Annotated in this window: 28 protein-coding genes and 1 tRNA gene; 14 read left to right on the top strand and 15 right to left on the bottom strand. The window is 72.6% G+C overall.

The features are described from left to right. The first annotated feature begins 24 nt into the window (after positions 1-24). Both IEZ07_RS18585 and IEZ07_RS18580 read left to right on the top strand, forming a co-directional pair. Entirely contained in the window at positions 25-1,434 is a 1,410-nt protein-coding gene (locus IEZ07_RS18585; protein ID WP_191895895.1) for an L-serine ammonia-lyase, read from the top strand. Positions 1,435-1,643: 209 nt separating this feature from the next. After that, positions 1,644-3,419 (top strand): hypothetical protein, encoded by a 1,776-nt coding sequence (locus tag IEZ07_RS18580; protein WP_191895894.1) that lies wholly within the window; start codon positions 1,644-1,646, stop codon positions 3,417-3,419. A 182-nt stretch (positions 3,420-3,601) separates the two neighbouring features. On the opposite strand, the gene IEZ07_RS18575 is transcribed toward IEZ07_RS18580, so the two are convergent. Continuing rightward, on the bottom strand, positions 3,602-4,231 hold the full coding sequence (locus tag IEZ07_RS18575; protein WP_191895893.1) for a DUF6286 domain-containing protein: 630 nt from the start codon (positions 4,229-4,231) through the stop codon (positions 3,602-3,604). A gap of 152 nt (positions 4,232-4,383) precedes the next feature. Between IEZ07_RS18575 and IEZ07_RS18570 the strand changes: the two genes are divergently transcribed. Further along, the gene (locus tag IEZ07_RS18570) at positions 4,384-5,577 is read left to right on the top strand and encodes an amino acid deaminase/aldolase (protein WP_191895892.1); all 1,194 of its coding nucleotides are present in this window, start codon (positions 4,384-4,386) and stop codon (positions 5,575-5,577) included. A 15-nt stretch (positions 5,578-5,592) separates the two neighbouring features. Here IEZ07_RS18570 and IEZ07_RS18565 read toward each other — a convergent pair whose 3' ends face one another. Then, positions 5,593-5,937, bottom strand: a complete 345-nt coding sequence (locus IEZ07_RS18565) for a DUF3618 domain-containing protein (RefSeq protein ID WP_068894955.1) — start codon at positions 5,935-5,937, stop codon at positions 5,593-5,595. A gap of 111 nt (positions 5,938-6,048) precedes the next feature. On the opposite strand from IEZ07_RS18565, the gene bcp reads away from it, so the two are divergent. From bcp to IEZ07_RS18545, 4 genes are all read left to right on the top strand, one after another. Beyond that, complete coding sequence (gene bcp, locus IEZ07_RS18560) at positions 6,049-6,516, top strand: thioredoxin-dependent thiol peroxidase (protein WP_191895891.1); 468 nt, start codon at positions 6,049-6,051, stop codon at positions 6,514-6,516. Positions 6,517-6,589: 73 nt separating this feature from the next. Then, positions 6,590-7,075 (top strand): HNH endonuclease signature motif containing protein, encoded by a 486-nt coding sequence (locus IEZ07_RS18555; protein WP_191895890.1) that lies wholly within the window; start codon positions 6,590-6,592, stop codon positions 7,073-7,075. Then, positions 7,055-7,127, top strand: a tRNA-Leu gene (locus tag IEZ07_RS18550). Before IEZ07_RS18555 ends, IEZ07_RS18550 begins: the two co-directional genes overlap by 21 nt. Positions 7,128-7,164: 37 nt before the next feature. Next, entirely contained in the window at positions 7,165-7,509 is a 345-nt protein-coding gene (locus IEZ07_RS18545; RefSeq protein ID WP_191895889.1) for a ribbon-helix-helix domain-containing protein, read from the top strand. Positions 7,510-7,620: 111 nt separating this feature from the next. Here the strand turns inward: IEZ07_RS18545 and IEZ07_RS18540 are convergent, their stop codons facing one another. Next, positions 7,621-8,328 (bottom strand): hypothetical protein, encoded by a 708-nt coding sequence (locus IEZ07_RS18540; protein ID WP_191895888.1) that lies wholly within the window; start codon positions 8,326-8,328, stop codon positions 7,621-7,623. A 179-nt stretch (positions 8,329-8,507) separates the two neighbouring features. Here IEZ07_RS18540 and IEZ07_RS18535 point away from each other — a divergent pair, with 179 nt between their 5' ends. The 4 genes from IEZ07_RS18535 to IEZ07_RS18520 all read left to right on the top strand — a co-directional run bounded on the left by IEZ07_RS18535 (position 8,508) and on the right by IEZ07_RS18520 (position 13,856). Continuing rightward, positions 8,508-9,719 carry a sensor histidine kinase gene (locus IEZ07_RS18535; RefSeq protein WP_191895887.1) on the top strand — a complete coding sequence of 404 codons (1,212 nt, stop codon included), beginning with the start codon at positions 8,508-8,510 and terminating at the stop codon, positions 9,717-9,719. After that, the gene (locus IEZ07_RS18530) at positions 9,716-10,381 is read left to right on the top strand and encodes a response regulator (protein WP_231647192.1); all 666 of its coding nucleotides are present in this window, start codon (positions 9,716-9,718) and stop codon (positions 10,379-10,381) included. The genes IEZ07_RS18535 and IEZ07_RS18530 overlap by 4 nt, the downstream gene beginning before the upstream one ends. Before the next feature lie 185 nt (positions 10,382-10,566). Further along, positions 10,567-11,337: an ABC transporter ATP-binding protein gene (locus tag IEZ07_RS18525; protein ID WP_191895886.1), complete on the top strand. Its 771-nt coding sequence runs from the start codon at positions 10,567-10,569 to the stop codon at positions 11,335-11,337. Between the two features lie 2 nt (positions 11,338-11,339). Continuing rightward, on the top strand, positions 11,340-13,856 hold the full coding sequence (locus tag IEZ07_RS18520; RefSeq protein ID WP_191895885.1) for an ABC transporter permease: 2,517 nt from the start codon (positions 11,340-11,342) through the stop codon (positions 13,854-13,856). A gap of 163 nt (positions 13,857-14,019) precedes the next feature. Here IEZ07_RS18520 and IEZ07_RS18515 read toward each other — a convergent pair whose 3' ends face one another. From IEZ07_RS18515 to IEZ07_RS18505, 3 genes are all read right to left on the bottom strand, one after another. Continuing rightward, positions 14,020-14,946, bottom strand: coding sequence for a hypothetical protein (locus tag IEZ07_RS18515; RefSeq protein ID WP_191895884.1), 927 nt, complete (start codon positions 14,944-14,946; stop codon positions 14,020-14,022). A 134-nt stretch (positions 14,947-15,080) separates the two neighbouring features. Further along, positions 15,081-15,473 (bottom strand): hypothetical protein, encoded by a 393-nt coding sequence (locus tag IEZ07_RS18510; protein WP_191895883.1) that lies wholly within the window; start codon positions 15,471-15,473, stop codon positions 15,081-15,083. A gap of 46 nt (positions 15,474-15,519) precedes the next feature. After that, positions 15,520-16,095 (bottom strand): CGNR zinc finger domain-containing protein, encoded by a 576-nt coding sequence (locus IEZ07_RS18505; protein WP_239320129.1) that lies wholly within the window; start codon positions 16,093-16,095, stop codon positions 15,520-15,522. Between the two features lie 56 nt (positions 16,096-16,151). On the opposite strand from IEZ07_RS18505, the gene IEZ07_RS18500 reads away from it, so the two are divergent. Next, a complete protein-coding gene (locus tag IEZ07_RS18500) occupies positions 16,152-17,393 on the top strand; it encodes an MFS transporter (protein ID WP_239320131.1) in 1,242 nt (413 codons plus the stop codon). A 20-nt stretch (positions 17,394-17,413) separates the two neighbouring features. Here IEZ07_RS18500 and IEZ07_RS18495 read toward each other — a convergent pair whose 3' ends face one another. After that, positions 17,414-17,824, bottom strand: a complete 411-nt coding sequence (locus IEZ07_RS18495; protein WP_191895881.1) for a RidA family protein — start codon at positions 17,822-17,824, stop codon at positions 17,414-17,416. A 79-nt stretch (positions 17,825-17,903) separates the two neighbouring features. Between IEZ07_RS18495 and IEZ07_RS18490 the strand changes: the two genes are divergently transcribed. After that, positions 17,904-18,275: a winged helix-turn-helix transcriptional regulator gene (locus IEZ07_RS18490; protein WP_191895880.1), complete on the top strand. Its 372-nt coding sequence runs from the start codon at positions 17,904-17,906 to the stop codon at positions 18,273-18,275. A 42-nt stretch (positions 18,276-18,317) separates the two neighbouring features. Further along, positions 18,318-18,548, top strand: coding sequence for a hypothetical protein (locus tag IEZ07_RS18485; protein WP_191895879.1), 231 nt, complete (start codon positions 18,318-18,320; stop codon positions 18,546-18,548). On the opposite strand, the gene IEZ07_RS18480 is transcribed toward IEZ07_RS18485, so the two are convergent. The 8 genes from IEZ07_RS18480 to IEZ07_RS18445 form a co-directional block, all read right to left on the bottom strand. Next, on the bottom strand, positions 18,545-18,814 hold the full coding sequence (locus IEZ07_RS18480; protein WP_191895878.1) for an SUKH-4 family immunity protein: 270 nt from the start codon (positions 18,812-18,814) through the stop codon (positions 18,545-18,547). The two genes, IEZ07_RS18485 and IEZ07_RS18480, sit on opposite strands and share 4 nt — an antisense overlap. Next, entirely contained in the window at positions 18,811-19,560 is a 750-nt protein-coding gene (locus IEZ07_RS18475; protein ID WP_231647191.1) for a toxin glutamine deamidase domain-containing protein, read from the bottom strand. Before IEZ07_RS18475 ends, IEZ07_RS18480 begins: the two co-directional genes overlap by 4 nt. A gap of 202 nt (positions 19,561-19,762) precedes the next feature. Next, positions 19,763-21,433 (bottom strand): molybdopterin-dependent oxidoreductase, encoded by a 1,671-nt coding sequence (locus tag IEZ07_RS18470; RefSeq protein WP_191895877.1) that lies wholly within the window; start codon positions 21,431-21,433, stop codon positions 19,763-19,765. 115 nt (positions 21,434-21,548) lie between these two features. Continuing rightward, complete coding sequence (rdgB, locus tag IEZ07_RS18465) at positions 21,549-22,157, bottom strand: RdgB/HAM1 family non-canonical purine NTP pyrophosphatase (protein WP_191895876.1); 609 nt, start codon at positions 22,155-22,157, stop codon at positions 21,549-21,551. Continuing rightward, positions 22,154-22,870 (bottom strand): ribonuclease PH, encoded by a 717-nt coding sequence (gene rph / locus IEZ07_RS18460; RefSeq protein ID WP_068895296.1) that lies wholly within the window; start codon positions 22,868-22,870, stop codon positions 22,154-22,156. Before rph ends, rdgB begins: the two co-directional genes overlap by 4 nt. 5 nt (positions 22,871-22,875) lie before the next feature. Continuing rightward, positions 22,876-23,628 (bottom strand): MBL fold metallo-hydrolase, encoded by a 753-nt coding sequence (locus tag IEZ07_RS18455; RefSeq protein WP_191895875.1) that lies wholly within the window; start codon positions 23,626-23,628, stop codon positions 22,876-22,878. Between the two features lie 46 nt (positions 23,629-23,674). Then, a complete protein-coding gene (gene murI, locus IEZ07_RS18450) occupies positions 23,675-24,550 on the bottom strand; it encodes a glutamate racemase (RefSeq protein WP_191895874.1) in 876 nt (291 codons plus the stop codon). 95 nt (positions 24,551-24,645) lie between these two features. Next, a complete protein-coding gene (locus IEZ07_RS18445; RefSeq protein WP_068894923.1) occupies positions 24,646-25,440 on the bottom strand; it encodes a thioesterase family protein in 795 nt (264 codons plus the stop codon). Positions 25,441-25,681: the final 241 nt, after the last annotated feature.

Here is a 25,681-nt window from a genome sequence, read left to right as displayed (position 1 = left end):
TGACGTAAGGACAAGGACCGATCAATGGCGATCAGCGTCTTCGACCTCTTCAAAATCGGCATCGGCCCCTCCAGCTCCCACACCGGCGGGCCGATGGCCGCCGCCCACCGCTTCGCCCGCGGCCTCGACCGCGACGGCCTGCTGGACAAGACCGCCCGCGTCGAGGCCGTGCTGTACGGCTCCCTCGGCCTGACCGGCAAGGGCCACGGCAGCGACAAGGCCGTCCTGCTCGGCCTGTCCGGCGAGAAGCCCGAACTCGTCGACGTCGACACCGTCGACGAGCGGCTGGCCGCCATGAAGTCCTCCGGGACCATCCGGCTGTACCGCTCCCGCGAGATCCCCTTCGTCGTCGGCGAGGACCTCGTCTTCGAACGGAAGATCTCGCTGCCCGGCCACCCCAACGGCATGCGCTTCACCGCCTTCGACGAGAACGGCGAGACCCTCCGCGAGAAGGTCTACTACTCCGTCGGCGGCGGCTTCGTCGTCGATGAGAACGCCACCGGCGCCGACCGCATCAAGTCCGACGACACCGAACTGCCGCACCCCTTCACCACCGCCGCCGAGCTGCTCGCCCGGTGCCGCGAGACGGGCCTGTCCGTCTCCGGCCTGATGCTCGAGAACGAGAAGGCCTTCGGCCGCACCGAGGACGAGATCCGCGCCCGCCTGCTCGACCTGTGGCGCGTCATGTCCGAGTGCGTACGGCGCGGCATCGCCAAGGAGGGCATGCTCCCCGGCGGCCTCAAGGTCCGCAGGCGCGCCCACCAGCTCCACCGGCAGCTGCAGGCCGAGGACCCCGGCAGCGACCCCCTCCAGACGATGGACTGGGTCTCCCTGTTCGCCCTCGCCGTCAACGAGGAGAACGCCGCCGGCGGCCGCATCGTCACCGCCCCCACCAACGGCGCGGCCGGCATCATCCCCGCCGTCCTCACCTACTACGACCGCTTCGTCCGCAGAGCCGACGGCGCGGACGGCCGGCCCGGCGGCGGCGCGGACGACGACGGCGTCGTCCGCTTCCTGCTCACCGCCGGAGCCATCGGCGTGCTGTTCAAGGAGAACGCCTCCATCTCCGGCGCGGAGGTCGGCTGCCAGGGCGAGGTCGGCTCGGCCTGCTCGATGGCCGCCGCCGGACTCACCGAGGTTCTCGGCGGCACCCCCGAGCAGGTGGAGAACGCCGCCGAGATCGGCATCGAGCACAACCTCGGCCTGACCTGCGACCCCGTCGGCGGCCTGGTCCAGATCCCGTGCATCGAGCGCAACGCCGTCGCCTCCATCAAGGCCATCACCGCCGCCCGCATCGCGCTGCGCGGCGACGGCCGGCACTTCGTCGCCCTCGACAAGGCCATCAAGACCATGCGCGACACCGGCCGCGACATGCTCGACAAGTACAAGGAGACCAGCCGCGGCGGCCTCGCCGTCAACGTCATCGAGTGCTGACGGCGGATGTCCGCCCGGAAGACCCCGGCGGCCCCGGCGGACGTCTGGAGGAACATCCGGGTATCCGGGCGGACATCCGGATATCCAGGTGGGCATCCGGGCGGACACTGCGAACACCACCAAGCGCCGCGAAGTTCTCCATCGCGGACAGGACCGCCCGCCCCTGGAGCTATCGTGGTCAACCTGTTCGTGAAGGTCAGGGAGGTCGCGTGACGACGGAAGCCCAACCGGCGGACCGCTTCCTCCGCACCCACTGGCTGTTCCTGGTCGCGCTGCTGGCGGGCGGCGGCCTGCGGGCCCTCGCCGTACTCGGCTACCGCCCCGCCCTGTGGTTCTGGCCCGACTCCTTCACCCACCTCGACGCCGCCCTCGCCCTCCGCCCCACCGGGTCGCACTCCTCCGGCTACCCCCTCTTCCTGCGGCTGCTGAGCCCGCTGCAGAGCGTGCAGGCCGTGGTCGCCGCCCAGCACCTGCTCGGCCTCGCCACCGCCTGCTGCGTCTACCTCCTGCTGCGCCGCCTGGCCCGCCTCCCCGGCTGGGGCGCCACCCTCGCCGCGCTCCCCGCCCTGCTCGACGCCCACCAGATCCAGCTCGAACACCTCGTCACGGCGGACGCGCTCTTCCAGTCCCTCGCCGTGCTCGCCCTCACCCTGCTGCTGTGGAACCGCCGCCCGTCCGCCCGGACCGCCCTGCTCGCCGGGACCCTCCTGGCCGCGGCCGCCGCCACCCGCGCCCTCGGCCTGCCGCTGCTCCTGCTGGTCCTCGTCTGCCTGGCCGTCCGCCGCGCCGGCTGGAGAGCCGTCACCGCCACCGCCGCGGCCGCCGCCCTGGTCCTCGGCGCGCACGCCGTCTGGTTCGCGGCCGAGTTCGGCCACCACGGCCTGACCCGCGGCAACGCCCACCTCTGGGCCCGCACGACGACCTTCGCCGACTGCGCCCGGATCAGGCCCACCGGCCCCGCGGCCGCCCTCTGCCCCGCCGAACCGCTCGGTGAGCGCAAGCCGCCCCCCGCCTACCTCTCCGACGGCGGCTCGCCGCTGAACACGTTCCAGGGCTCCCCCGCCGAACGCGACGCGCTCGCCGGCGACTTCGCCCTGCAGGCCGTCAGAGCCCAGCCCGCCGACTTCCTGCGCACCGGACTCGCCGACCTCGCCCACGTCTTCGACTGGGACCGGCGCGTCTACCCCACCGCCGAGGACCAGAGCGCCCACGTCTTCCCCGACGCCGCCGCCTCCCTGCCCGACACCCCCGCCGCCGGCGGCCGCACCGCCGCCGAACTCACCACCGCCTACCAGGACGACCCCGGCGAACCGCGCCTCGTCGACCCCTACGCGGGCTGGCTGCGCGCCTACCAGGAACACGGCTTCCTGCGCGGCCCCTTCCTCGGCGTCGTCCTGGCCATCGGCCTGATCGGCGTCCTGACCCGCTGGCGGCGCCTCGGCGGCGCCCTCCTCCCGCCCTGGACCGCGGCCGCCGCCCTGATCGCGCTGCCGCAGTTCACCGCGGCCTTCGACCACCGCCACGCGGCGGTCGCCGCTCCTTTCGCCTGCCTGGCCGCCGGGCTGGCCTTCGGCGGGCGCGACTCCGAGACCGCCGCCGGCACCCCCGCCCTCACCGGGGACCCCGCCGAGGACCCCGTGAATCCCCCGGACGAGACCGCCCGGCGGGCCTCAGCGACGGCGGACGTGCACCCGGACGGAAACCCCCAGCGCATCGTCCCCTACCGCCCGCCGAACCCTGTCGACGGCGTCCTCGTTCATCCGCGCTACGAGCTCGCCGACGTCGGTCGCGGGCCCGCAGCGTACCCCGATCCGGATCCGGTCCCCCTCGACCGTGCGGACCCGGACCCGGCTCAGCCCTTCGACTTCTTTAAGCGCGACCCCCAGCATCGCGATCCCGGTCTCACTGCGGCGGCCCCGCCGCCCCCAGCCCAGGGACCGCAGCAGCCAGCGGACCGCGACAAGCCCCAGTACTACAAGTACTAGCGCCGCCAGCCACCCCGCCCCGGGATCCTCCGCCAGCCGCGCCGGCAGCCCGGGGTCCAGCAGCGGCGCCTCCGCCGCGTGCCCCGGGACCTCCCCCAGCCCGCGCAGCACGCCGTACCCTCCCGCCCCGGCCAGCACCAGCCCGGTGACGGTCAGACCGACGCGGTTGCCCAGATACGCCCTCATCGGATCCCCCGGCTGCGCAACCGCACCACGACCTCGTCGCCGCACACCGCGCCCAGAACGGCCAGCCGGTCCCCGACCTCCGCCCCCACCCGGCGCAGCAACCGCCCCGTCCCGTCCGTCTCCGCGACCACCAGGACCTCCACGCCGCCGCGGCCCAGCCGCACCCGCGCCCGGCCCACCCCGTCCACCGACTCCGCCGCGGCCCGCAGCGTACGGCGCAGCCCCGACCGGGTCAGGCCGATCACCGCCAGCGGATCACCCGTCTCCAGCGGCACCAGCCGGGGCCGCCCGGGCACGACCGCCACCGCCACCAGCGCCGCGCCCACCGCCACCACGCCCAGCGCCGCCCCCAGCACCACCGGGTCCGACCAGCTCAGCGCCCCCGGCCCGGCCGCGAGCCCGCCGTACACCGCCAGCGCCGAGGACGACCCGGTCAGCAGCGCCACCGTGCCCGCCGCCAGCCCGGACAGCACCACCGAGGCCGCCAGCGCGACCACCGCGCCCGCCGGGCCCCGGCTCGGCCGCAGCAACCGCACCGCCCTGCGCCCGCCCGCCTGCGGCCGCGGCCCCTCGGGCGCCTCCGGCGCGCCTCCCGGGCCCGCCAGGATCTCCTGGAGAGTAGTCATCACCCGGCCAGGTCTACGGCGTCCGCCCCCACCCCGGTACGGCACGACGCACCGGCCGACGCGATTGCTGACCCGATCCGGAGGAAGAATTTACCTGCGGCCGGTTAACATGAGAACTACTCATGTATCTTCGGTAGAGTTATCCTGCCCCCATGGACGACCGCCAGCGCTACGACCGGGCCACCGCGCACCTCGAACCCCCGTTCGCCGTGCTCGACCTCGCCGCCCTGCGCGCCAACGCCGCCGACATGACCCGGCGCGCCCACGGCAAACCCATCCGCGTCGCCAGCAAGTCCATCCGCTCCCGCCCCGTCCTCCAGCGCATCCTCGCCATGGACGGCTGCACCGGCACCATGGCCTACACCCTCCCCGAAGCCCTCTGGCTCGCCTCCACCGGCCTGCGCGACATCCTCGTCGCCTACCCCACCGCCGACCGCACCGCCGTCACCCGGCTCGCCGCCGACCCCCGCGCCGCCCGCGAGATCACCCTCATGGTCGACCGCACCGACCACCTCGACCTCATCGAGACCGCCACCGCCGGACTCCGCGACCACCACGAGATCCGCCTCTGCCTCGACGTCGACGCCGGCTACACCGCCCTCGGCGGCCGCCTGCGCGCCGGAGCCCTCCGCTCCCCCGTCCGCGACGCCGACCAGGCCGCCGACCTCGCCGCCGACATCGCCAAACGCCCCGGCCTCCGCCTCACCGGCCTCATGGCCTACGAAGCCCAGATCGCCGGAGTCGGCGACGACCCGCCCGGCCACCCCCTCACCGCCCGCGCCATCCGCTGGATGCAGACCCGCTCCCGCCGCGAACTCATCCTCCGCAGAGGCCGCGTCGTCCAGGCCGTCCGCCAGCTCGCCGACCTCGAATTCGTCAACGGCGGCGGCACCGGCAGCCTCGCCACCACCACCCGCGAGAAAGCCGTCACCGAACTCACCGCCGGCTCCGGCTTCTACCACCCGCGCCTGTTCGACTTCTACCGCGGCTTCACCGGCCGCCCCGCCGCGCTCTTCGCCCTGCCCGTCGTCCGCCGCCCCGCCCCCGGCGTCGCCACCGTCCTCGGCGGCGGCTACACCGCCTCAGGCGCACCCGGGCCCGACCGGCTCCCCCAGCCCTACCTGCCCTGCGGCCTGCGCTACGACCCCCGCGAAGGCGCCGGCGAAGTCCAGACCCCGCTCATCGGTCAGCCCGCCGAAGACCTCCGCCTCGGCGACCGCGTGTGGTTCCGCCACGCCAAGGCCGGCGAACTCTGCGAACGCTTCGCCACCCTCCACCTCATCGACGGCGACGAGATCGTCGACGAGGTCCCCACCTACCGGGGCGAGGGCCGCACCTTCCTCTGACCCCCGCCCCGCATGTCACCTCCGGCGGCGCCGCCTCACCAGCAGGACCGCCGCCCCGACCACCAGGACCGCCCCCACGCCGATCAGCACCGGCGCCAGACCCGGCGCCTCGTCCGCCCACAGGTCGTCCCCGGGCTCACCCGCCGGTTTCACCGGACGCGGCGAGACCCCCACCGCGTCACCGATCCTGTCCCCGACGGACGCGACGAACTGCTTCGCGTTCGCCTCCACCCTGGCCACCGTCCGCCGCGCGACGTTCTTCGGACGCACCCGGTCCGCGATGGCGTCGACCGTCTCGGCCAACTCCGCCCGCGTGCGCTCGATCCGCCGCTCCAGCTCAGCCGGATCGGTCTCCGCCATGGCTCTCCTCTCGTCGCCCTCGACGACGATCAGTCTCTCAGGTCCGGCGCTCCCCTGACACTTCGGGCAGGCCGGTAAGTTGACCAGGGAGAACCATTCCTCGGAGGAAACGTGACGAAACTCGAACCAGGCGACGCCGCCCCGGAGTTCGCCCTCCCGGCCGCCGACGGCACCACCGTCTCCCTCGACGCCCACCGCGGCAGGCGCGTCATCCTGTACTTCTACCCCGCCGCCATGACCCCCGGCTGCACCAAGCAGGCCTGCGACTTCCGCGACAGCCTCGACTCCCTCGCCGCCGCGGGCTTCGCCGTACTCGGCGTCTCCAAGGACACCCCCGCCAAGCTCGCGAAGTTCGCCGAGCACGACGCCCTGACCTTCCCCCTGCTCTCCGACCCCGAGCTGGAGGTGCACAAGGCCTACGGCGCCTACGGCGAGAAGACGATGTACGGCAGGACCACCGTCGGCGTCATCCGCTCCACCTTCGTCATCGACGCCGACGGAAAGGTGGAGAAGGCCCTCTACAACGTGAAGGCCACCGGCCACGTGGCCCGCCTCCGCCGCGAACTCGGCCTCGACTGAATAGTATTAATTGTCATTTAGTACGATTTGCCCATGCCCCAAGAATTGTCGGCTCATTACCTATACTTGGGGCATGGCCACCAAGTACAAGTACACCCCCGAAATGCTGGCCGAGGCCGCAGCCAACTCCCTCAGCGTCACCGATGTTCTCCGCCGCCTGGGCATCACCGTCGCGGGCGGAAACCACGCGCACATCAGCCGCCAGCTGAAGCGCTTCGGGATCGACACCTCACACTTCCGCAGGATCTCCCCGAACAAGGGCCAGCCCTCTCCCCGACGTCGCCGGCCGGAGCACGTTCTCGTCATGCTGCCGAAGGGCAGTGCACGCCCCACCCCCAGCCGCCTCAGGAGAAGCCTGATCGCAACCGGGATGCCATACCAGTGCGCGGGATGTAAGATCGAGGGCGTCTGGCAGGGTCGGCCCTTGATACTGCATGTCGATCACATCAACGGTGACTGGCTGGACAACAGAAGAGAGAACCTGCGATTCCTCTGCCCAAACTGCCATTCACAAACAGAGAATTTCGCAGGGAAAATAGGGGTTGTAGCCCAACGGTAGAGGCGACGTCTTTAGGTGGCGTAAAGAGCGGGTTCGAATCCCGTCAACCCCACAGAAGAGCGAAGAGTAACGCGTTCGACCTAAAATCAATGACCACTAGCGTAACTCTTTCCCCGCAGGATGTATTTTTCATCGAGGATTATCTCTCTCGCAATAAATCAACATCCCGTTCCGCGGTAATCCGCGATGCACTTCTCCTTCTCCGGGAGAGAGACCAGGAAGAAGAGCGCTTCGTCTCACTCACGGAGCCGCGAGAACGCCGTACCAGCGAGCCGGAGATCCCTACGGCGCCAGGGAGTCGTCAACGACCGGCCGATGCCCTGTACAACATGGATGACATGCAACTGAGCATGAGTCTGGAAGACGAGTACTACATCGCCTTCAGCGAGTGGGAAACCGTCGCAGATGATGGAACCCCTGATCCACCGAAGTGACGAGACCCCGTCTGCCGTGGTGCCCAGCGACAAGACCGCATCGGCCCAAATGACGCTTCGGCTCAACCGAGCCACATGCCGTCCTGACTGCGGACGGCGTTGCCGCCGGGGTCAGGGCGTGAAGGGCGTCGGGGTGGGGGCGGTGCAGCGGAAGCCGTCCTGGGTGGACTCGCACTGGTCGAGCGTCCGGAAGCCGTCGCCGGGGTTCCACTCGTCGCTTCCGCCCTGGAAGATGCGCGTTTCGCCGTTCCCGCGTTCGCCGGCTCCGTACCCTTCGTCTCCGCGTCCTTCGAGCAGGCGGTCGAAGCCGTCGCCGGGCGGGGTGCGGTGGTCGTCCACGCGGTCGAAGGCGTTTCCGGCGCGGTGGCGGTCGCCGATGGTGTCGACGACGGCGACGGTTCCGCCGCCGAGGACGGCGCCGATGACCGCTGCGGCGGCGACCTGGAAGGGTTTGCCGCGGGTGGCGCGGGCGAGCCTGGCGTAGCGGCCGGGGCGGGGTCGTTCGTCGGTCGGGGTGTGCGGGCCCGGGGTGTTCCAGCCTGTGCCGCCGGGGCCGTGGGGCCCGTACGCGGTGGGGGCGCCGGGGCCGTGGGGCCCGTACGCGGTGGGGGCGCCGGGGCCGTGGGGCCCGTACGCGGTGGAGATCCCGGTGCCGCCGGGGCCGTGTGCGGCGGGGGCGCCGTACGCGTCGGTGGGGGTGTGCGCGGTGGGCGCGTCGTCCTGCGCGGGGAGGTTCCGGGTGTCTCCGTCCCGGGGCCCCGGGTCGCGCGGCGTGTTCTCGTCGTCGCGCGGCCCGGGGTTGTTGCGATCCGCCGTCACAGGCAATCTCTCCCTTTACTCACCCCCGAGGGGGTGCTCCCGGAAACCATGGTGCCGGAAGAGGCGTAAGCGGGATGTAAGGGACGGCGCGGGCGGTGGTGGGTGTGCGACCTGAGTCGTAGGCGGGTCTCCCCCTTTCGGGGGAAGGGCGCTGAGCTGGGGATACGTAGGGTGGTGTCATGTTCGGCAGACTTCACGCCTGGAGCGGGCGCCATCCGAGGATCGTGGACGCCCTGTGGCTGGCGCCGTTCCTGGTGTTCTGTGCGTCCAATTTCGTGGTCCTGGCGACGGATCCGGCTTTCCTGCCGGGGGGTCCTCCGCTGGTGGTGCACGGGGTGCTGGGCGTGGTGCTGCTGGTGCCGCTGTTCTGGCGGCGGCGGTGGCCGGTGGGCGTGTTCGCGGTCGTCGCGCTGGCCAGTTTCGTGCAGTGGTCGTTCGGGGTGGAGCCGCTGCCGGTCAACCTGTCGGTGCTGATCGCGATGTACGCGGTGGCGTCGTACCGTCCGTTGCGCTGGGCGGTGGCGGCGGGGCTGGTGGCGGAGCTGGGGTTGGCGCTCTCGTACGGGCGGATCACGGAGCGGCCCGATCCGAGGTCGTGGGCGAGTACGTCGGTGTTCGTGGTGGCGGTGTGGATCGCGGGGATCTACGCGAACACGCGGCGTCGTTATCTGGAGGGTCTGGAGGAGCGGGCGGAGCGTGCGGAGCGGGAGCGGGATCAGCGGGCGCGGTTGGCGGCCGCGGCGGAGCGGGCGCGGATCGCGCGGGAGTTGCACGATGTGGTGGCGCACAACGTGAGCGTGATGATCGTTCAGGCGGACGGTGCGGGGTACGCGATCGACGGTGATCCGGAGCAGGCGCGGCTGGCGGTGCAGGCGATCTCGGCGACGGGGCGGCGGGCGCTGGCGGAGATGCGCCGGATGGTGGGGGTGCTGCGGGCGGATGCGGGGGCGGAGGACGGGGAGGTCCCGGGTGATTACGCTCCGCAGCCGGGGTTGTCGCAGTTGGACGATCTGGTGGAGCAGGTCCGTTCGTCGGGGTTGCCGGTGGGGTTGCGGGTTTCGGGCACGGTGCGGGAGTTGCCGGAGGGTGAGCAGTTGACGGTGTACCGGATCGTTCAGGAGGCGTTGACCAATACGCTCAAGCACGGCGGTCCGGCGAGCAGGGCCGAGGTGGAGATGGAGTACGGCGTGCGGGAGCTGGTGGTGCGGGTGGCCGATGACGGGCGGGGGGCCGCGGCGCCGGGCGGGCCGGGGGGTCATGGGCTGGTGGGGATGCGGGAGCGGGTGGCGATGTTCGGCGGGAGTGTGGAGGCGGGGCCGAGGCCGGGGGGCGGGTTCCAGGTGGTGGTGCGGTTGCCGTTCGGTGAGGTGGGCGGGAGCCGGGCGGCGTGATCCGGGTGATGCTGGTCGATGATCAGGAGTTGCTGCGGACGGGGTTCCGGATGGTGCTGGGGGCGCAGCCGGACGTCGAGGTGGTGGCGGAGGCGGCCGACGGGCGGGCGGCGGTGGAGGTGCTGCGCGGGGTCGAGGTGGACGTGGTGCTGATGGACGTGCGGATGCCGGTGATGGACGGGGTGGAGGCGACCCGGTTGATCCGTGCGGTAGAGGGGGGGCCGCGGGTGCTGATCCTGACGACGTTCGATCTGGACGAGTACGTGTTCGCGGCGTTGAAGGCGGGGGCGTCGGGGTTTCTGTTGAAGGATGTGCCGCCGGTGGATCTGGTGAGTGCGATCCGTTCGGTGCACGGTGGGGACGCGGTGGTGGCGCCGAGTGCGACGCGGCGGTTGCTGGAGCGGTTCGCGGTGCATCTTCCGGCGTCGGGCGGGGTGGAGCCGGGGGCGGTGTCGGGGTTGACGGCGCGGGAGCGGGAGGTGCTGGTGCTGGTGGCGCGGGGGTTGTCGAATGCGGAGATCGCGGGGCGGCTGGAGCTGGCGGAGGCGACGGTGAAGACGCATCTGGGGCGGGTGCTGGCGAAGCTGGGGTTGCGGGATCGGGCGCAGGTGGTGGTGTTCGCCTATGAGGCGGGGCTGGTCGTCCCGCATTCGGCGGGGTAGGCCGGCGGCGGTGGGGGTTCCATCGGCCGAATGGCCGATGGGGCCGGTACGCCGGAGGTCGCACCGGTGGTGTCGCCGTATCTCTTCGGCGGAGGGGAAGTCCGGCCGCTCGTCCGATGGATCCCAGCTTTCCCGGCAATAGCGTTTTGCCCGTCATAACGCATCTATGCCGAGGAGGGGTCGACATGACCGTCACCGGAGAGGTCGGCGCGTGGAGCGCGCGGGAGAGCGGGGCACCGGCCGTGGTGGCCGAGGGCCTGACCAAGGTGTACGGGCAGGGGGACACGGCCGTGCATGCTCTGCGCGGGGTGGACGTCTCCTTCGCGACGGGCGCCTTCACCGCGATCATGGGTCCTTCGGGGTCCGGTAAGTCCACGCTGATGCACTGCCTGGCGGGGTTGGACACGGTCAGCAGCGGGCGGGTCCGCATCGGGGACGTGGAGCTGACGGGGCTGGGCGACAAGCAGCTGACGCTGTTGCGGCGGGAGCGGATCGGGTTCATCTTCCAGGCGTTCAACCTGCTGCCGACGCTGACGGCCGAGCAGAACATCCTGCTCCCGCTGGAGATCGCCGGTCGGCAGGCGGACCGGGTGCTGTTCGACCGGGTGGTGGAGACGGTGGGGCTGCGTGATCGGCTGGGGCACAAGCCGACCGAGTTGTCGGGTGGTCAGCAGCAGCGGGTGGCGGTGGCCCGGGCACTGATCAGCAAGCCGCAGGTCATCTTCGCCGACGAGCCGACCGGGAACCTGGATTCGCGCAGCGGTGCCGAGGTGCTGTCGTTCCTGCGTTCGTCGGTGCGGGAGCTGGGGCAGACGATCGTGATGGTCACGCATGATCCGGTCGCGGCGTCGTACGCCGACCGGGTGGTCTTCCTGCGGGACGGCGGGCTGGTCAGCGAGCTGGAGCGGCCGACGCCGCAGGCGGTGCTGGACACGCTGATGAAGCTGGAGGCGTGACGGTGCTCAGGACGACTCTGGCCGGGTTGCGGGCGCACCGGCTGCGGTTGCTGCTCACGTCTCTGGCGATCGCGCTGGGGGTGGGTTTCATCGCGGGCACGTTCGTGCTCACCGACACCATCGAGGCGGGGTTCACGCAGAAGTTCGCGGCGGCGGGCGACAGGATCGACGTGGCGGTGTTCCCGGACTCCGGGCGGCGCGGCGAGGAGGAGCCGTCCCTGCCGGCCGCGGCGCTGGAGAAGGTCCGGGGGGTGGACGGTCTCGCCGAGGCGCAGGGGCTGGTGCGCGGTACGGCGGCGCTGCTCGGCAAGGACGGGAAGGCCGCCGGGGACCGTCCGACGAGCGGCATCTCGATTCCCGAGGGCCGGTTGAACCGTACGGTGATCGCCGGTGGTGCGGCGCCGCGGAACGGCGGGGAGGCGGTGCTGGACGAGGGTACCGCCGAGCGGCACGGTTTCAAGGTGGGCGACACGATCGCGGTGCTGGACGCGAAGGAGGTCCGGCACGAGTTCAGGCTCGTCGGGCTGGTGGATCTGAGTCTGGACCAGGAGCTGGTCTACACCGGCGCGGTCGGTTTCACCACCGGGACGGCGTGGTCGATGACGGGGGCGGAGGGGTTCCACGAGATCGACGCGCTGGCCGCCGAGGGGGTGGGCCAGGAGGAGTTGCGGGCCTCGGTCGCGGCGGCGCTCGGGAGCGGTGTCACGGTCAAGACCGGTGAGGCCTATGCCGCGGACATGGCGCGGGCCAACGGCGCCGACGACGACGTGATCACGATGGGCCTGCTGATGTTCGGCCTGGTGGCGATGTTCGTGGCCGCGTTGGTGATCTACAACACCTTCAACATCCTGGTGGCCCAGCGGACGCGGGAGATGGCGTTGCTGCGCTGCATCGGCGCGACCCGGGGGCAGGTGTTCGGTTCGATCGTGCTGGAGTCGGTCGTGGTGGGCCTGCTCTCCTCGGGGCTGGGTCTGCTGCTCGGTTACGGGCTGGGGGCGGGGGCGCTGGCGGTGCTGTCGTCGCTGGACGTGCCGCTGCCGGCGGTGACGCCGTCGCTGGCGCCGCGCACGATCGCGCTGGGTCTGGTCATCGGGCTCGCGGTGACGGTGGGGGCGGCGCTGCTGCCGGCGCGTTCGGCGACGCGGGTGGCGCCGATCGCGGCGCTGCGCACGCAAGTGGAGGAGCGGGTCTTCCGGACCGGGGCGGTGCGGGTGGTGGCGGCCGCGTTGTTCCTGGTGGCGGGTGCGGGCGCCACGGTGGCGGCGTTGAGCATGCCGGTCGGCCAGGCGGCGCTGGTGGTGGTGATGGCCGGTGGTTCGCTGGTCTTCTTCGCGCTGCTGATCCTGGGGCCGGTGCTGGTCAGGCCGCTCTCGGCGTTCGTGGGCTGGGTCCCGAGGAGGCTGTTCGGGGTGCCGGGCAGGCTGGCCACGGACAACTCGCGCCGCAATCCGAAGCGGTCGGCGACCACCACGGTGGCGCTGACGGTGGGTGTGACGCTGATGACGCTGATCGCGGTGCTGACGGGCACGCTGCGGGTGACGTACTCGGCGAAGCTGGACGAGCAGTTCCCGGTCGACTACATGGTCCAGCCGCAGGACCGGGGGTCGGAGCTGTCGCGGGCGCTGGCGGAGGATCTGCGGTCCCGGCCGGAGCTGACGTCGGTGGTCGCGCTGCGCGGGGCGGTCGCCGAGGTCGGGGGGAAGGGCGCGGAGTACGAGGTGGGGACCTTCACCGCGTCGCGGGACTTCCGGCCGAGTCTGGAGTCGGGGTCGATCGACCTGCTCAAGCCGGGTACGGCGGTCGTGGCGAACTACGTGGCGGAGGACCTGGGGGTCAAGGTCGGGGACCGGGTGCCGGTGAAGACGGCCGAGGCCGGCACGGTGGAGCTCACGGTCGTGGCGCTGTTCGATCCGCAGCGGGCGAGTCTGTCGGGGGTGACGGTGCCGGAGGCGGAGTTCGACCGCTACTTCGGGCAGGTCGGCGATTCATCGATCATGGTCAATGCCCGCGACGGGGTCGCTTTCGACCGGGCTCGGGCGGCCGTGGACGCGGCGGCGGATCCGTACCCGACGGCGAAGGTCGCCAGTTCGACGGAGGTCCGGAGCGAGTTCGACGAGTCGCTCGACATGATGTTGATGATCATCACGGGTCTGCTGGGGTTGTCGGTCCTCATCTCGCTGCTGGGCATCGCGAACACGTTGTCGCTCTCGGTCCACGAGCGGACCCGGGAGTCGGCGCTGCTGCGGGCGCTGGGGCTGACCCGTCCCCAGCTGCGGCGGATGCTCTCGGTGGAGGCGTTGATCCTGGGGCTCATCGGTGCTCTGGTGGGCGTCGCGCTGGGGGTGGTCTACGCCTGGGCGGCGGCCCGGACGATGACGACGGACGTCTCCTTCCAGGTGCCGGTGCTGCAGATCCTGGCGTTCGTGGCGCTGTCCGGTCTGGCCGGGGTGGTCGCCGCGGTGCTGCCCGCGCGCAGGGCGGCGCGGGCGTCCATCGTCGGTTCGCTGGCGAGCGGCTGATCGGGGCGCGGCCGGAGCCGGGGCGGAGACCGAGCTGAGGCGGGAGCCGGGGCCGGGACACCCTCGACGGGGGCGGTGCCCCGGTCCCGGCGCTGAGGGCGTGCCCGCCGGTGGGGATCCCGTGAAGGGCCCGTCACCGGCGGGGCGTGTCTCATCCGCTGAGCTAGCGGGTGATGGACGGGTCGGTGATGGCCGTGTCGGCGGCCAGCAGGAACGCCACCTCCCGCCGGTCGGCCAGGACGGGCTCGATGCGCTTGAACTTGCGGTCCAGCTGCAGGGGCACCCCGGCGTGCCGGGTGGCCCGGCGGGCGGCGTACAGCGCGGAGACCGCCTCCGGGGTCGGGTACTCCTCCATCGCTCGGGCGACCTCGAACAGCAGTCCCTGGGAGGGCAGGGTCTTGGCCTGTGTGGGTGCCACCGCTACCCCGGGCAGCAGTTCACCCAGCAGGTCGGGCAGCCAGGGCTCGTCCTTCAGGAGCGCCAGCCGTACGGCCCGGCCCAGAGCCGCCGTCTCCTCGCGGGTGAACGCCTTCTCCGCCCGGTAGGGGATCCCACCGGCGTGGATCGCCGCGACCCGGGTCCCGGCCGCCTCCAGGGCCGTCCGGGCGAAGTCCGGGTAGCCGGGCAGGCCGCCGAGCCATTCGGTCACGCCGTGCAGCGGGGTGACGTGGTCGGGCCGTCCCCGCACCGCCTCGGCGAACAACGCCCGCCGCTCCACGTCCCAGCCGAGCAGCAGCTCCAGCTCGGCTACCGCGATCGGCCCTTGCCCTTCGGCGATCTTGGCGCGAACGTCGGCGTCTATACCCGCCAGCCCGGCCGCCACCAGCGCGGCGAAGGGTCCGTAAATCCGGATCCTGTCCTCCAGCAGGAACTCGACCAGCTCGCGGGCCGGTGCGACCAGCCGCTGCCTGGCCTGCTCGTCGAGCGCGTACCGGACCGGTATCGGGTCGCCGTCGTCGACCTGGACCCGCCCGCTGCCCAGCCCGACCAGTCCGACGCTCAGCTGTGAGGCGTCAGACCAGTACGAGGGGTCGTTCACGGTCCCGGTGGTCAGCTGGAGCAGGCGCTGGGCGAGGGGGGAGAGGTTCATTTCGGTGGTTCCTGTCAAGGCGGATCCGGCGGGTGAGGGACGGGCCGGTGACGGCGGTGACGCCTTGGACGGGATGACCGAGAGCATGCCGTCGTCTTCCTCGAAGGGCGATAAGACGGTCGCCGCCGTCGGCGTCAGCCTCCGACCAGCGGGACGAGCTTGATGAAGGACACGACCGGGTCGGTGATCAGGTCGATCTCGGTGTCCAGGTCCTCGATCTGCCGGTCGCCGACGAGCAGCAGGAAGCCGTTGCGGACGAAGGCGGCCTCGGCCGCGTCGGCCTGCCTCTCCCAGTCCAGTCTGCGCGCGGTCCGCATCCGGTAGCCGTTCAGCTCGGCCTCGGCTTCGGTGGGCTTGACCAGGCCGCGGAAGTGATGGGAGGGCGCGGCGTTGTGGCGGGCCACCTCCTCGCGCACGCGCAGCCGTACCAACTCCCGGGCCGAGATGCTCTCCGGCAGATCCGGCAGGGCGAACTCGGCCAGCGGTTTCCCCGTCGCCGTCTCGTCCCGGAAGGTGACCGTCGCCATTTCATCGCCTCACACGTCTCGAAGATCGCAGTGGAGGCCATGAATATCACTGGCGGACGACAGAACCGGTGGCTCGTGAGCGCCGGTGGGACGCCACCCGTTCGCGCGTCGCGCAGCGGCGTGAGCAGTAGCGGCGCGACAGGCCGCTTCCCTGCGTGAGATAGACGTTCCGGCAGCCGGGCGATGCGCACAGGCCGCCCGGCGGACGTTGGCGATCCCAGATGAGGACCATCAGGCCCAGACAGGACGAGGCGAGGAACCACTCCCCCCAGGGTGCGTCGTCGTCGCTGTCGAGGTGGGGGTGCCAGGGGGTGAGGCCGCCGTGCGAGGTGAGGCGGACGGTTCCGGGGCTCTGCCGCAGCAGCCGGTTCAGCAGGGACGCGGCGGCGTCGACGTGGGCGGCGGCGAAGATCTCCCGCAGCTGCACGGCGGCGGCGCGCATCTCGGCGACATCGCTCGGCGAGAGATCGACGGAGCCGGTCTCCCCGTGCTCCCGGAGCAGGTCGGCGACCGCTTCCGGGGTGGGGTCCTCGCCGGACAGGGCGTTGACGAGGGCGGCGGTCCGCCGGGCGACGGCCTGCACCGAATGACGGGTGGACCATTCACGGCTCGAAGCGGTCACCGGTCGAATGTAACGCATCTGGTCAAGTTTTGAGTTACCTGCGTAACGTGACCTTCGTGAAAAAGCGTTACGCCATGTGGTGGTACGCCGTCGGGGCGGTCGCCGCCCGCACCGGGGACGAGATGTCAGGACCGGCTCTGCTGCTCGCCGGGCTGGCGGTGACCGGATCCGCTTCCACGGCTTCATGGCTGCTGGCGGGCATCACGGTCTCGGCGGCGATCGGCGGTCCCGTCTTCGGCGTACTGCTCGACAGGGCGGCCAGGCCGGGCCGTCTGCTCGCCTGGGCGCTCGGCCTCTACGCGGTGGGACTCGCGGCCGTCCTGGCCGGCCTGGGGCGCGTCCCGCTCGTCGCCACGATCCTCATCGCCGTGTGCGCCGGGCTGCTGGGACCGGCCCTGTCCGGCGGATGGACCTCCCAGCTGCCCCGCGTCGCGACCGGTGGGCGGCTCCCCCGCGCCAACGCGCTCGACGCGATGACGTTCAACCTCGCGAGCCTGGTGGGCCCGGCGCTGGCCGGGGTCCTCGCGGGGGTGTGGGGCGCCCCGGCCGGCGTCGTCGCGGCCGCGGCGCTGATCTGTTCAGCGCTGCCCTCGGCGCTGGCGCTGCCCGCGGTCCCGGATCCGGCGGGGAGCCGGCCGGCCGCCTCGATCACCTCCGATCTCCTCGCCGGAGTCCGCGTCATCCTCCGCAGCCGGGGACTGTCCAGGGCGACGACCACCTCGACGGTCTCCTGTGCGGGCCAGGGCATGCTGATCGCGTGCGTCCCGCTGCTCGGAGAGTCCCTCGGCTCGGCCGGGCACGGCGCGATCCTCCTCTCCGTCACCGCCGCCTCCGCGCTCGCCGCCAACGCGGTGCTCGCCCGCCGTCCCCGGCTCCTGGCCCCGGACACCGTCATCTGGTGCAGCACGATCGTCCTCGCCGTCGCGCTCGTCCTCCTCGCGACCGGCCGGCCGGCCCTGCTCATCGCCGCGATGGTGATCGCCGGCATCGGAGAGGGCCCCCAGCTCACCGCGCTGTTCGCGGTACGTCATCGGGAGGCGCCCGGGCGGCTGCGCGGTCAGGTCTTCACGACGGGCGCGAGCCTGAAGATCACGGGTTTCGCGCTGGGGGCGGGCGTCGCCGGACCGCTCGCGGACCGGTCGCTCCCCGGGGCGCTCCTGGCCGCGGCCGGCGTCCAGGTGCTGGCCGCGCTCTGCTTCGCCTGGCACAGCCGGGCCCGCCGGCGCGTCCGGCGGGCCGGTGCCGGCGACGCCCGGCGGGCGGCTCCCCCGGACGCGCACGGGAGAGTCCGGACGTGACCCGGGCCACGTGCACCGCATCAGTCGAGCAGTGCGGTCGCCTCGACCTCGACGAGCACATCCGGCTCGAAGAGGTGGTCGACACCGATGAGGCTGGCCGGCGGCATGGGAAGCGGGAGGCCGACCTCTTCGGCGACGGCCTCCACTCCGGCCATGAAGTCGCCGATCTTCTCCGGGCTCCACCGGGTCACGTAGAACGTCAGGCGCAGCACGTCCGCGAACGAGGCGCCCGCGCCCGCCAGGCCGAGGGCGGTGTTCCGCAAGGCGTGGGCGACCTGCCCGGCGAGATCGCCGGGGGCCACCGGGGTTCCGTCCGCCCGGCGGGCGACCTGCCCGCTGACGTGTACCTGAGTGGTGCCCTTGCCGACGGCCACGTGATGGTAGGGGACGGGCTGCATCATGCCTTCCGGCGTGAAGTGCTGAACGGTCATGGCCGTTTCTCCTTCTCAAAGTAGGTACCCGTAAGATATCTAGTACATAAAGGACACTTCAACGAGACCAGGTTTCACCATGGATACCGAGGGCCGGCTCCACATCGACGCCCCGCACCGCGAGCTCCTCGATCAGGTGCTCGACAAGTGGTCCCTCGGCGTTCTCAACGAGCTCTGCGAACGCCCCTGCCGCTTCAACGAGCTCCGCCGGGCCATTCCTGCGGTCACGCAGAAGTCGCTGACCGCCACGCTTCGGCGCCTTGAGCGCAACGGGGTGATCGAACGCGAGGTCGTCTCCACGCGCCCGGTGGCGGTCAGCTACCGGATCACGCCGCTCGGCAAGACCCTGCGGCAGCCCGTCGACGTACTGCTGGCGTGGGCCTCGAAGCACATGCCCGCCATCGAACGCGCACGCGGTGCTTTCGATACGCGGATGGAGACAAGCCTCTGAGCTTTCTCCCCGGGCCGGTACCGGCCGGATTCACACGCCGGGGTGAGCGGCGCGTCCCGGCTCGGCCTGGTCGAGCGGTGGTTCGCGGAGCTGACGGACGAACGGATACGCAGGGGTGTGCACAGGTCGGTCCAGGCGCTGGAGAAGGACATCCGCATCCGGATCACCACCTGGAACGAGGACCCGAAACCGTTCGTGCGGACCAGGACGGGCGAGGAGACCTTCGGCACCCTCACCTCATGCTGCCGGCGGACCACCGACTCGGCGCACTAGCGGGGGCGGCGCCCCGGCCACTGCTCGGCCACGATCTCGGGGCTGAGGAGCGGGCGGACGAAGACCTCGCCGGTGGCCCTGTCGATCACGATGCATCCGGCGCCGACGGTCTCGGGCGGCGCGGCCGGGTCGTCCTCCCCGGGGTCCCTGGTCCAGGCGACGTAGCCCTCCTTGAAGGTGTGGACCCTGACCTCCAGGGCGGCGTCGAGGGGGCGGACCCCGTTGAAGTACTCCTCCGCCACGGCCCTTGCCTGGTCAAGGTTCACAGCGGCCGTCCCTCGCGGTCGAGCGCCACGCAGAAGACACCGGTCACCGTGTCGTACGGCGGTTCGACCGCCATGTGGCCCCGTTGGGCGTCGATCCAGATCACCTCTCCTCCGGAGTTGACGGCGTTCCACGCGTGGCTGCCGCCGGTCGGCCAGCGGGTCACCAGGAGCGCGGCGGAGCCGTGTCCCCCGGCCAGCAGCCGCTGGGCGATGAGGGCGTAGGCGCCGCGGCCCTGGCCGACGAGCTGGAAGCGGTGGCCCAGCCACCGCTCGGCGCGGGCCGGTCCCCCGGTCTCGCCGGTGAGCACGGGCTTGCCGATCCGGTCGTATTCGGCGTGCCGGGGGGCGGCGACGGTCGGCATGCCGTACCAGGTGGCGAGGACCGCCATGGCGCAGTCCATCGCGTTGGTCGCGCGGAACGGGTCGTCGGCCGGGCCGGTGGCGTTGATCAGCCGGATCCACATGCCCCGGGGATCGGGGAAGCGCCGCGGCGCGCCCCGTTCGTCGACCGGGACGGCCTGCTCGATGTCGGCCTGGGCCTGCGGCTCCGGCCTCGACAGCCCACCCGCCGTGCCGTACGGCCTGCACCGGTCCAGCCGGGGCGGCCTCCAGGGCTCCCGTTCGGGCTCCCGGGGCGCGGCCACGACGACCGAGACGGCTCCGTCCAGCTCGAAGTCGCGCCACCGTTTCCCGTCGGCGGTCACGACCGGGTTGTAGACACCCGCGGGCACGGACCATCGCGTCACATGAATCCCCCCTCGCTCCACGTTTCGCAGCCCCGATCGTAGGGCGGTCACCGCGGCGGTGCGGGTGAGTTGACCAGATCCGGGCCGGTGGACTTCCTCCGGGCCGAGGGCTCAGCCGGGGGTTCGGGCGGCCCTGACGGTGACCGCACGCAAGACGGGGGGTTCGGGCGGTCCCGGCGGTGACCGCGTGCAAGCCCGAGGTTCAGGCGACCCTGACGGTGACCGCGTGCAGGCCGGTGGCGCCGTCCGGGGCCACCGGGGCCCGCTCGGCGGTCTGCGTGCGGCCGGTGGCGTCGGTGGCCCGCACCTCGATGGTGTGCTCGCCCGCCGCGGCGTCCCAGTCGTCGAGGACCCACTGGCGCCAGGTGTCGGCCGTGGGCGCCTCGGCCAGCCGGGCCCGCCGCCACGGCCCGCCGTCGACGCGTACCTCGACCGCGTCCACCCCCCGGTGCTGCGCCCACGCCACCCCGGCGATCACGGTGCGGCCGGGCGGGAGGACCGCTCCGGGCCTGGGGAGGTCGATGCGCGACTGCGTCTTGACCGGACCCTTCGCCGACCAGCCCCGCGGCGTCCAGTAGGCCTCGTCCCGGTCGAACCGGGTGACCTTGATCTCCGTCACCCACTTGGTCGCGGAGACGTAGCCGTACAGACCCGGGACGACCAGTCGGGCGGGGAAGCCGTGGTCGGCGGGGAGCGTCTCGCCGTTCATCGCGACGGCCAGGAGCGCCTCCCGGCCGTCGAGGACGACGTCGGCCGGGGTGCCGCAGGTCCAGCCGTCGGTGGAGGTGCTGAGCAGCATGTCGGCGCCGGCGTGCACGCCGGCCTCGCGCAGGACGTCGGCCAGGCGGACGCCGAGCCAGCGTGCGTTGCCGATGTACGGCCCGCCGACCTCGTTGGACACGCAGCAGAGCGTGACGTCGGCCTCCACCAGGGGCCGCCCCATCAGGTCGGCGAAGGTCAGCTCGGCCGGCCGGTCGACCATGCCGGTGATCGCGAGGGTCCAGTCGCGCGGGTCGACCCTGGGGACGAGCAGGGCGGTGTCCACCCGGTAGAAGTCGCGGTTTGGGGTGAAGAACGGCGACAGCCCGCTGATCCTGAGATCGCTTCCGGCGGGGACCGGCCGGGCGGGGACCGCGGGACGCGGGAGCACCACCCCGCTGCGGGCCGCGTCCGCCTCGGCCCCTCCGGACAGCAGCCGCCCGGCCGCGCCGCCGATCCCGGCCACGGCCACTCCGCCGAGCGCCGCGGTCAGCAGTCCGCGCCGGTCGAAGGAGCGCAGGTCCTCCCCCGCGCGCATGACCGCCGGGCCGGGGACGCCGTGCCGCTCCGCCGCCTCCGGACCCGCCCCGGTCCCCGGGGCCGTTCCGGGTTCCGGGGCCGTTCCGGCCTCACCACGGGCCCCACCACGGGCCGCAGGAAGGGGCGGGGGGCCGAGGCGGGCGCGGCGGAGCAGCCGGGACAGGGCGGACATCCCGGCGGCGACTCCCAGCAGCGTGGGGAGGGCGTCGCCGGGGCCCGCGCCGGGACGGGTGAGGACCGCCAGGAGGCCGACGGCGCCGAACGCGGCCAGGCAGGCCAGGCCGTACCGCAGGTCGCGGACCGCCAGCGCTCCCGTGGCGGCGGCGACGGCGGCGAGGACCGCGAGGACGCCGACGAGCAGGACGGTCTTGTCGTTCTCGCCGAAGGCGCGGATCGCCCACTCCTTCAGCCACGCGGGGGCCAGGTCCACCGCGGCGTCCCCGACCGCGACGACGGGGAAGGCCGAGGCCTTGACCAGCGCGGCGACCGGCAGGGACACCCCCACCGCCACCGCGCCCGCGACCAGCCCGATCAGTGCCGCGGCCCATGCGGGTGCGCGCCCGTTGCTCTCCATGGCTCGACGCTACGCCCGCCGGGGACCGGGAGTTCTTACCCGTTCATTACCGGAGGCCCGCAGCGGGCCCGGCGGGACGGGTCACTCCGCGCCGGGCCCGGCGCGGCCGGACGGGTCACTCCGGGACGAGCACCTCGGCCAGGATCGGGGCCAGCGCGCGGAAGGCCCGGCCCCGGTGGCTGATCGCGTCCTTCTCCTCCGGGGCCAGCTCGGCGGTCGTCCGGGTCCCGCCCTCCGGCACGAAGACCGGGTCGTAACCGAACCCCCCGGTCCCGCGCGGGGCGCGGATGATCGAGCCGTGCAGCGCGCCCTCGGCCACCCGCTCCTGCCCCGACGGCAGGGCCAGGGCCGCGGCGCACGCGAAGTGCGCCCCCCGTCGGCCGTCCGGCACGTCGGAGACCTGGGCGAGCAGCAGGTCCAGGTTGGCCCTGTCGTCGCCGTGGGTCCCGGACCAGCGGGCGGAGAAGATGCCGGGCATGCCGTTGAGCGCGTCCACGCACAGGCCCGAGTCGTCGGCGACGGCCGGCAGGCCGGACGCCTGTGCGACGGCGTGGGCCTTGAGCAGGGCGTTCTCCGCGAAGGTCAGGCCGGTCTCCGCGACGTCGCCGATCTGCGGGAACTCCTCCAGGCCGACGATCTCGACCGGCAGCGCGGCCTCGGCCAGGATGCGGCGGAGCTCGACGATCTTCCCGGTGTTCCGCGTCGCCAGGACGACCCGCCTCACGCCAGTGCCGCCTTCTGCAGGCGGGTGAGCTCGGCGCAGCCGGCGACGCCCAGGTCGAGCAGCCGGTCCAGCGCGGCCCGGTCGAACGGCCTGCCCTCGGCGGTGCCCTGGACCTCGACGAACTCGCCGGCCCCCGTCATGACGACGTTCATGTCGGTCTCGGCGGCGACGTCCTCGGTGTAGCAGAGGTCGAGCAGCGGGGTGGACTTCACGACGCCGACCGAGACGGCCGCGACCGAGTCGACCAGGGGGTCGCCCTTGCACATCTTGCGCTCGCGCATCCAGCTCACCGCGTCGGCCAGCGCGACGTACGCGCCGGTGATGGCGGCGGTGCGGGTGCCGCCGTCGGCCTGGAGCACGTCGCAGTCGATCACCACGGAGTTCTCGCCGAGGATCTTGTAGTCGACGCAGGCGCGCAGGGAGCGGCCGATCAGGCGGGAGATCTCGTGCGTCCGGCCGCCGATCCTGCCGCGCACCGACTCGCGGTCGTTGCGGGTGTTCGTGGCCCGAGGCAGCATGGAGTATTCGGCGGTGACCCAGCCCTGGCCGCTCCCCTTGCGCCAGCGCGGCACGCCTTCCTGCACGGAGGCGGCGCACAGCACCCTGGTGCCGCCGAACTCGACGAGCACCGAGCCTTCCGCGTGTGCGAGCCAGCCCCGGGTGATGGTCACCGGGCGGAGTTGATCGGGATTGCGTCCGTCTGCACGAGCCATGGACATCACCCTAGGTCATACACGGCCCCGCTCCGCGCGAGCTCCATCCGCCCGCCGAAGCCGCCGCGGGAGGCGTCCCGGAGGATGTCCGCGGGGTCGTACCAGGGGACGAGGTGGGTCAGCACGAGCGTGCCCGCTCCGGCCCTGGCCGCGTGCTCGGCGGCCTGGCGGCCGGACAGGTGCAGGGCCTCGGGGAGGTCGGGCCGGTCCAGGAACGACGCCTCGCACAGCAGCAGGTCCGCGTCGGCGGCCAGCTTGACGAGTTCGGCGGATTCGCCGGTGTCGGCGGAGTAGGCGACCGAGCGCCCGCCGTACGAGACGCGGAAGCCGAAGGTCTCGACCGGGTGGTTCATGCGGGCGGTAGTCACCTCGAACGGTCCGACCTCGAAGGTGCCGGGGGTGAGCGCGGCGAAGTCGAAGGCGGTGTCCAGGCCGGGTTCGTCGGGCATGCCGTAGGCGGCGGCCAGGCGCCTGGGCGCGTCGGCGGGGGCGTGGACCGGGATCCTCGGCCGCGGGCCGTCCGGGGAGTAGGTGCGCACCACGTGGTAGGGGCACAGGTCCAGGCAGTGGTCGGCGTGCAGGTGCGACAGGCAGATCGCGTCCACGTCGTACAGGCCGATGTGCCGCTGGAGGGCGCCCAGCGCGCCGTTGCCGAAGTCCAGCAGCATCCGGTAGCCCTCCGCCTCCAGCAGGTAGCAGGACGAGGGGCTGTCCGGCCCGGGGAAGCTTCCCGAGCATCCGACGATCGTCAGTTTCAACGCGGCCTCCTGTTTCATCGATTGCCTCCGGCGTGGGGTCCGGCCCTCAGGCCGGGGTCCCCGACCGCGTGGTCACCGCGACGCCGGCGTCGCGGACGGGTGCCGGCACCGGCGTCCCCACCGGTGCTCCCACCGGGGCGGCCTCGACCGCCTCGATCTCCGGGCCGAGGAACCGCCGGCCGAGCCTGGCGAACAGCCCGGTCTCACCCGTGGCGCGGAACCGGTGGCGGGGCAGCGTGCCGGGGAGGGCGGCCAGGCCCTGGTCGTGCAGGATCCTGAAGACGTCCTTGGCCGTCTCGTCGGCGCTGGACACCAGCGTGACGCCGTCCCCGGCGACGTAGGAGATCGCGCCGGTCAGCAGCGGGTAGTGGGTGCATCCCAGGATGAGCGTGTCGCAGCCGTCGTCGAGCACGGGCTCCAGGTAGCCGCGGATGACCTCGATGAGCTCCTCGCTCATCGTCTCGCCGCGCTCCACGAACTCGACCAGCCGGGGTGCGGCCACCCCGGTCAGCCGGACGTCGGGGGCCGCGGCGAACGCGTCGTGGTAGGCCATCGACTGGATGGTGGCGCGGGTCGCGATGACCCCGACCCTGCCGTTGCGGGTGGCCCGCACGGCCCGCCGGGCGGCCGGCTGGATCACCTCCACGACGGGCACGTCGTAGCGTTCGCGGGCGTCGCGCAGCACCGCCGCGCTGGCGCTGTTGCACGCGATCACCAGCATCTTGACCTCGTGCTCGACGAGGTGGTCCATCACCTCCAGCGCGTAGGACCGGACCTGGGCGATCGGCAGGGGGCCGTACGGCTGCCGCGCGGTGTCGGCCACGTAGAGGACCGATTCACCGGGCAGCTGATCGATGATCGCCCTGGCCACCGTGAGGCCGCCGACACCGCTGTCGAAGATTCCAATGCTCGCTTGCGACACGGTTCCCAAGGTTAGGCGACCTGGGACTACCGCTCACGGTAAGAATCCTCACAACGGTCGCGCGCCGCGTGCGGGGCCGCGCGGAGGGACTCCGGTCAGCCGCGGCCGACGCGGGCGAGCTGGCGGGACTGGGCGACGAGCCGTCCGGCGGAGTCCCAGACCTCGACGTCCTCGTCGAACCAGCCGTCGCCGATCATCCGTCCGCTGCCCAGCACGGTGAGCCAGCCGGGGGCCGGCAGCGCCCGCAGGTGCCAGGTGAGGTCGACGGTCGGGGCCCAGCCGCGGGCTCCGGCGGAGAAGACCACCGGCGGGAGGGCGTCCACGGCGAAGGCCAGCACGAAGGGGTCGGGGTCCTGCGGCTCGGCCATCCGGAAGTAGGCGCGCGACTCCGGCCGGCCGCTGGGGGCGCCGTCGAGCCAGCCGACGGTGGGCGGGTCGAAGACCATCTCCACCTGGGCGTTGAGCGTCATGTTCGACTCGGGCCTGGGGTCGGGCAGCCTGACGCACCGCTCGACGGGCGGCATGGCGGCCGAGGGGCCGTCCGTCCAGTCGGGGACCGCGCCGGCGGTGAGGGTGGCGGTGGTGACGAGGGTCTCGATGAACGCCTGGCCGTCCTGGAGCAGGGTGGCACGGGTCATCTCTGCGGTGCGGCCGGTCTTGATGCGCTCCAGTCGTACCCGGGCGGGGCCGGGGCGGGCCGCGCGCAGGAACTGGGCGCTGGTGGTCACCGGGTGCTCGTGCGCGGAGGCGTCGACGACGGCGCGCAGGACCACCGCCATCAGGTAGCCGCCGTTGAGGGGGCCGCCGATCGAGTATCCGGGGTCCAGGCACACGTCGTAGGTGTTCTCGTCTACCCGGATGGCCTGCGTCGCCTCGTCGAACTTCGTCATCTGTGTCCACTACCTCGCTTCACCCGGCGGCTCGGGCGTCCGCGGCCGGCGCCGGGCCGTCGCGTCCCCTCGCTCCTGACGTCCGGTCCGGCGGCGTCCGCCGGACCGACCTCCCGAACCTTGTTCTAGTGAGCTCACTCTACTATCCGGCGCGGGCTCCGCCCTGCTCCGATCCCGCCCGACCGGCCGCGGCGCACTCCGGACGACTTCCGGAGGGCGGGACGGAGGACTTCAGCAGACC

The organism is Planomonospora parontospora, from assembly GCA_014647935.1.
GTDB lineage: Bacteria > Actinomycetota > Actinomycetes > Streptosporangiales > Streptosporangiaceae > Planomonospora > Planomonospora parontospora.
This window is presented reverse-complemented; position numbering and strand designations above follow the sequence as displayed.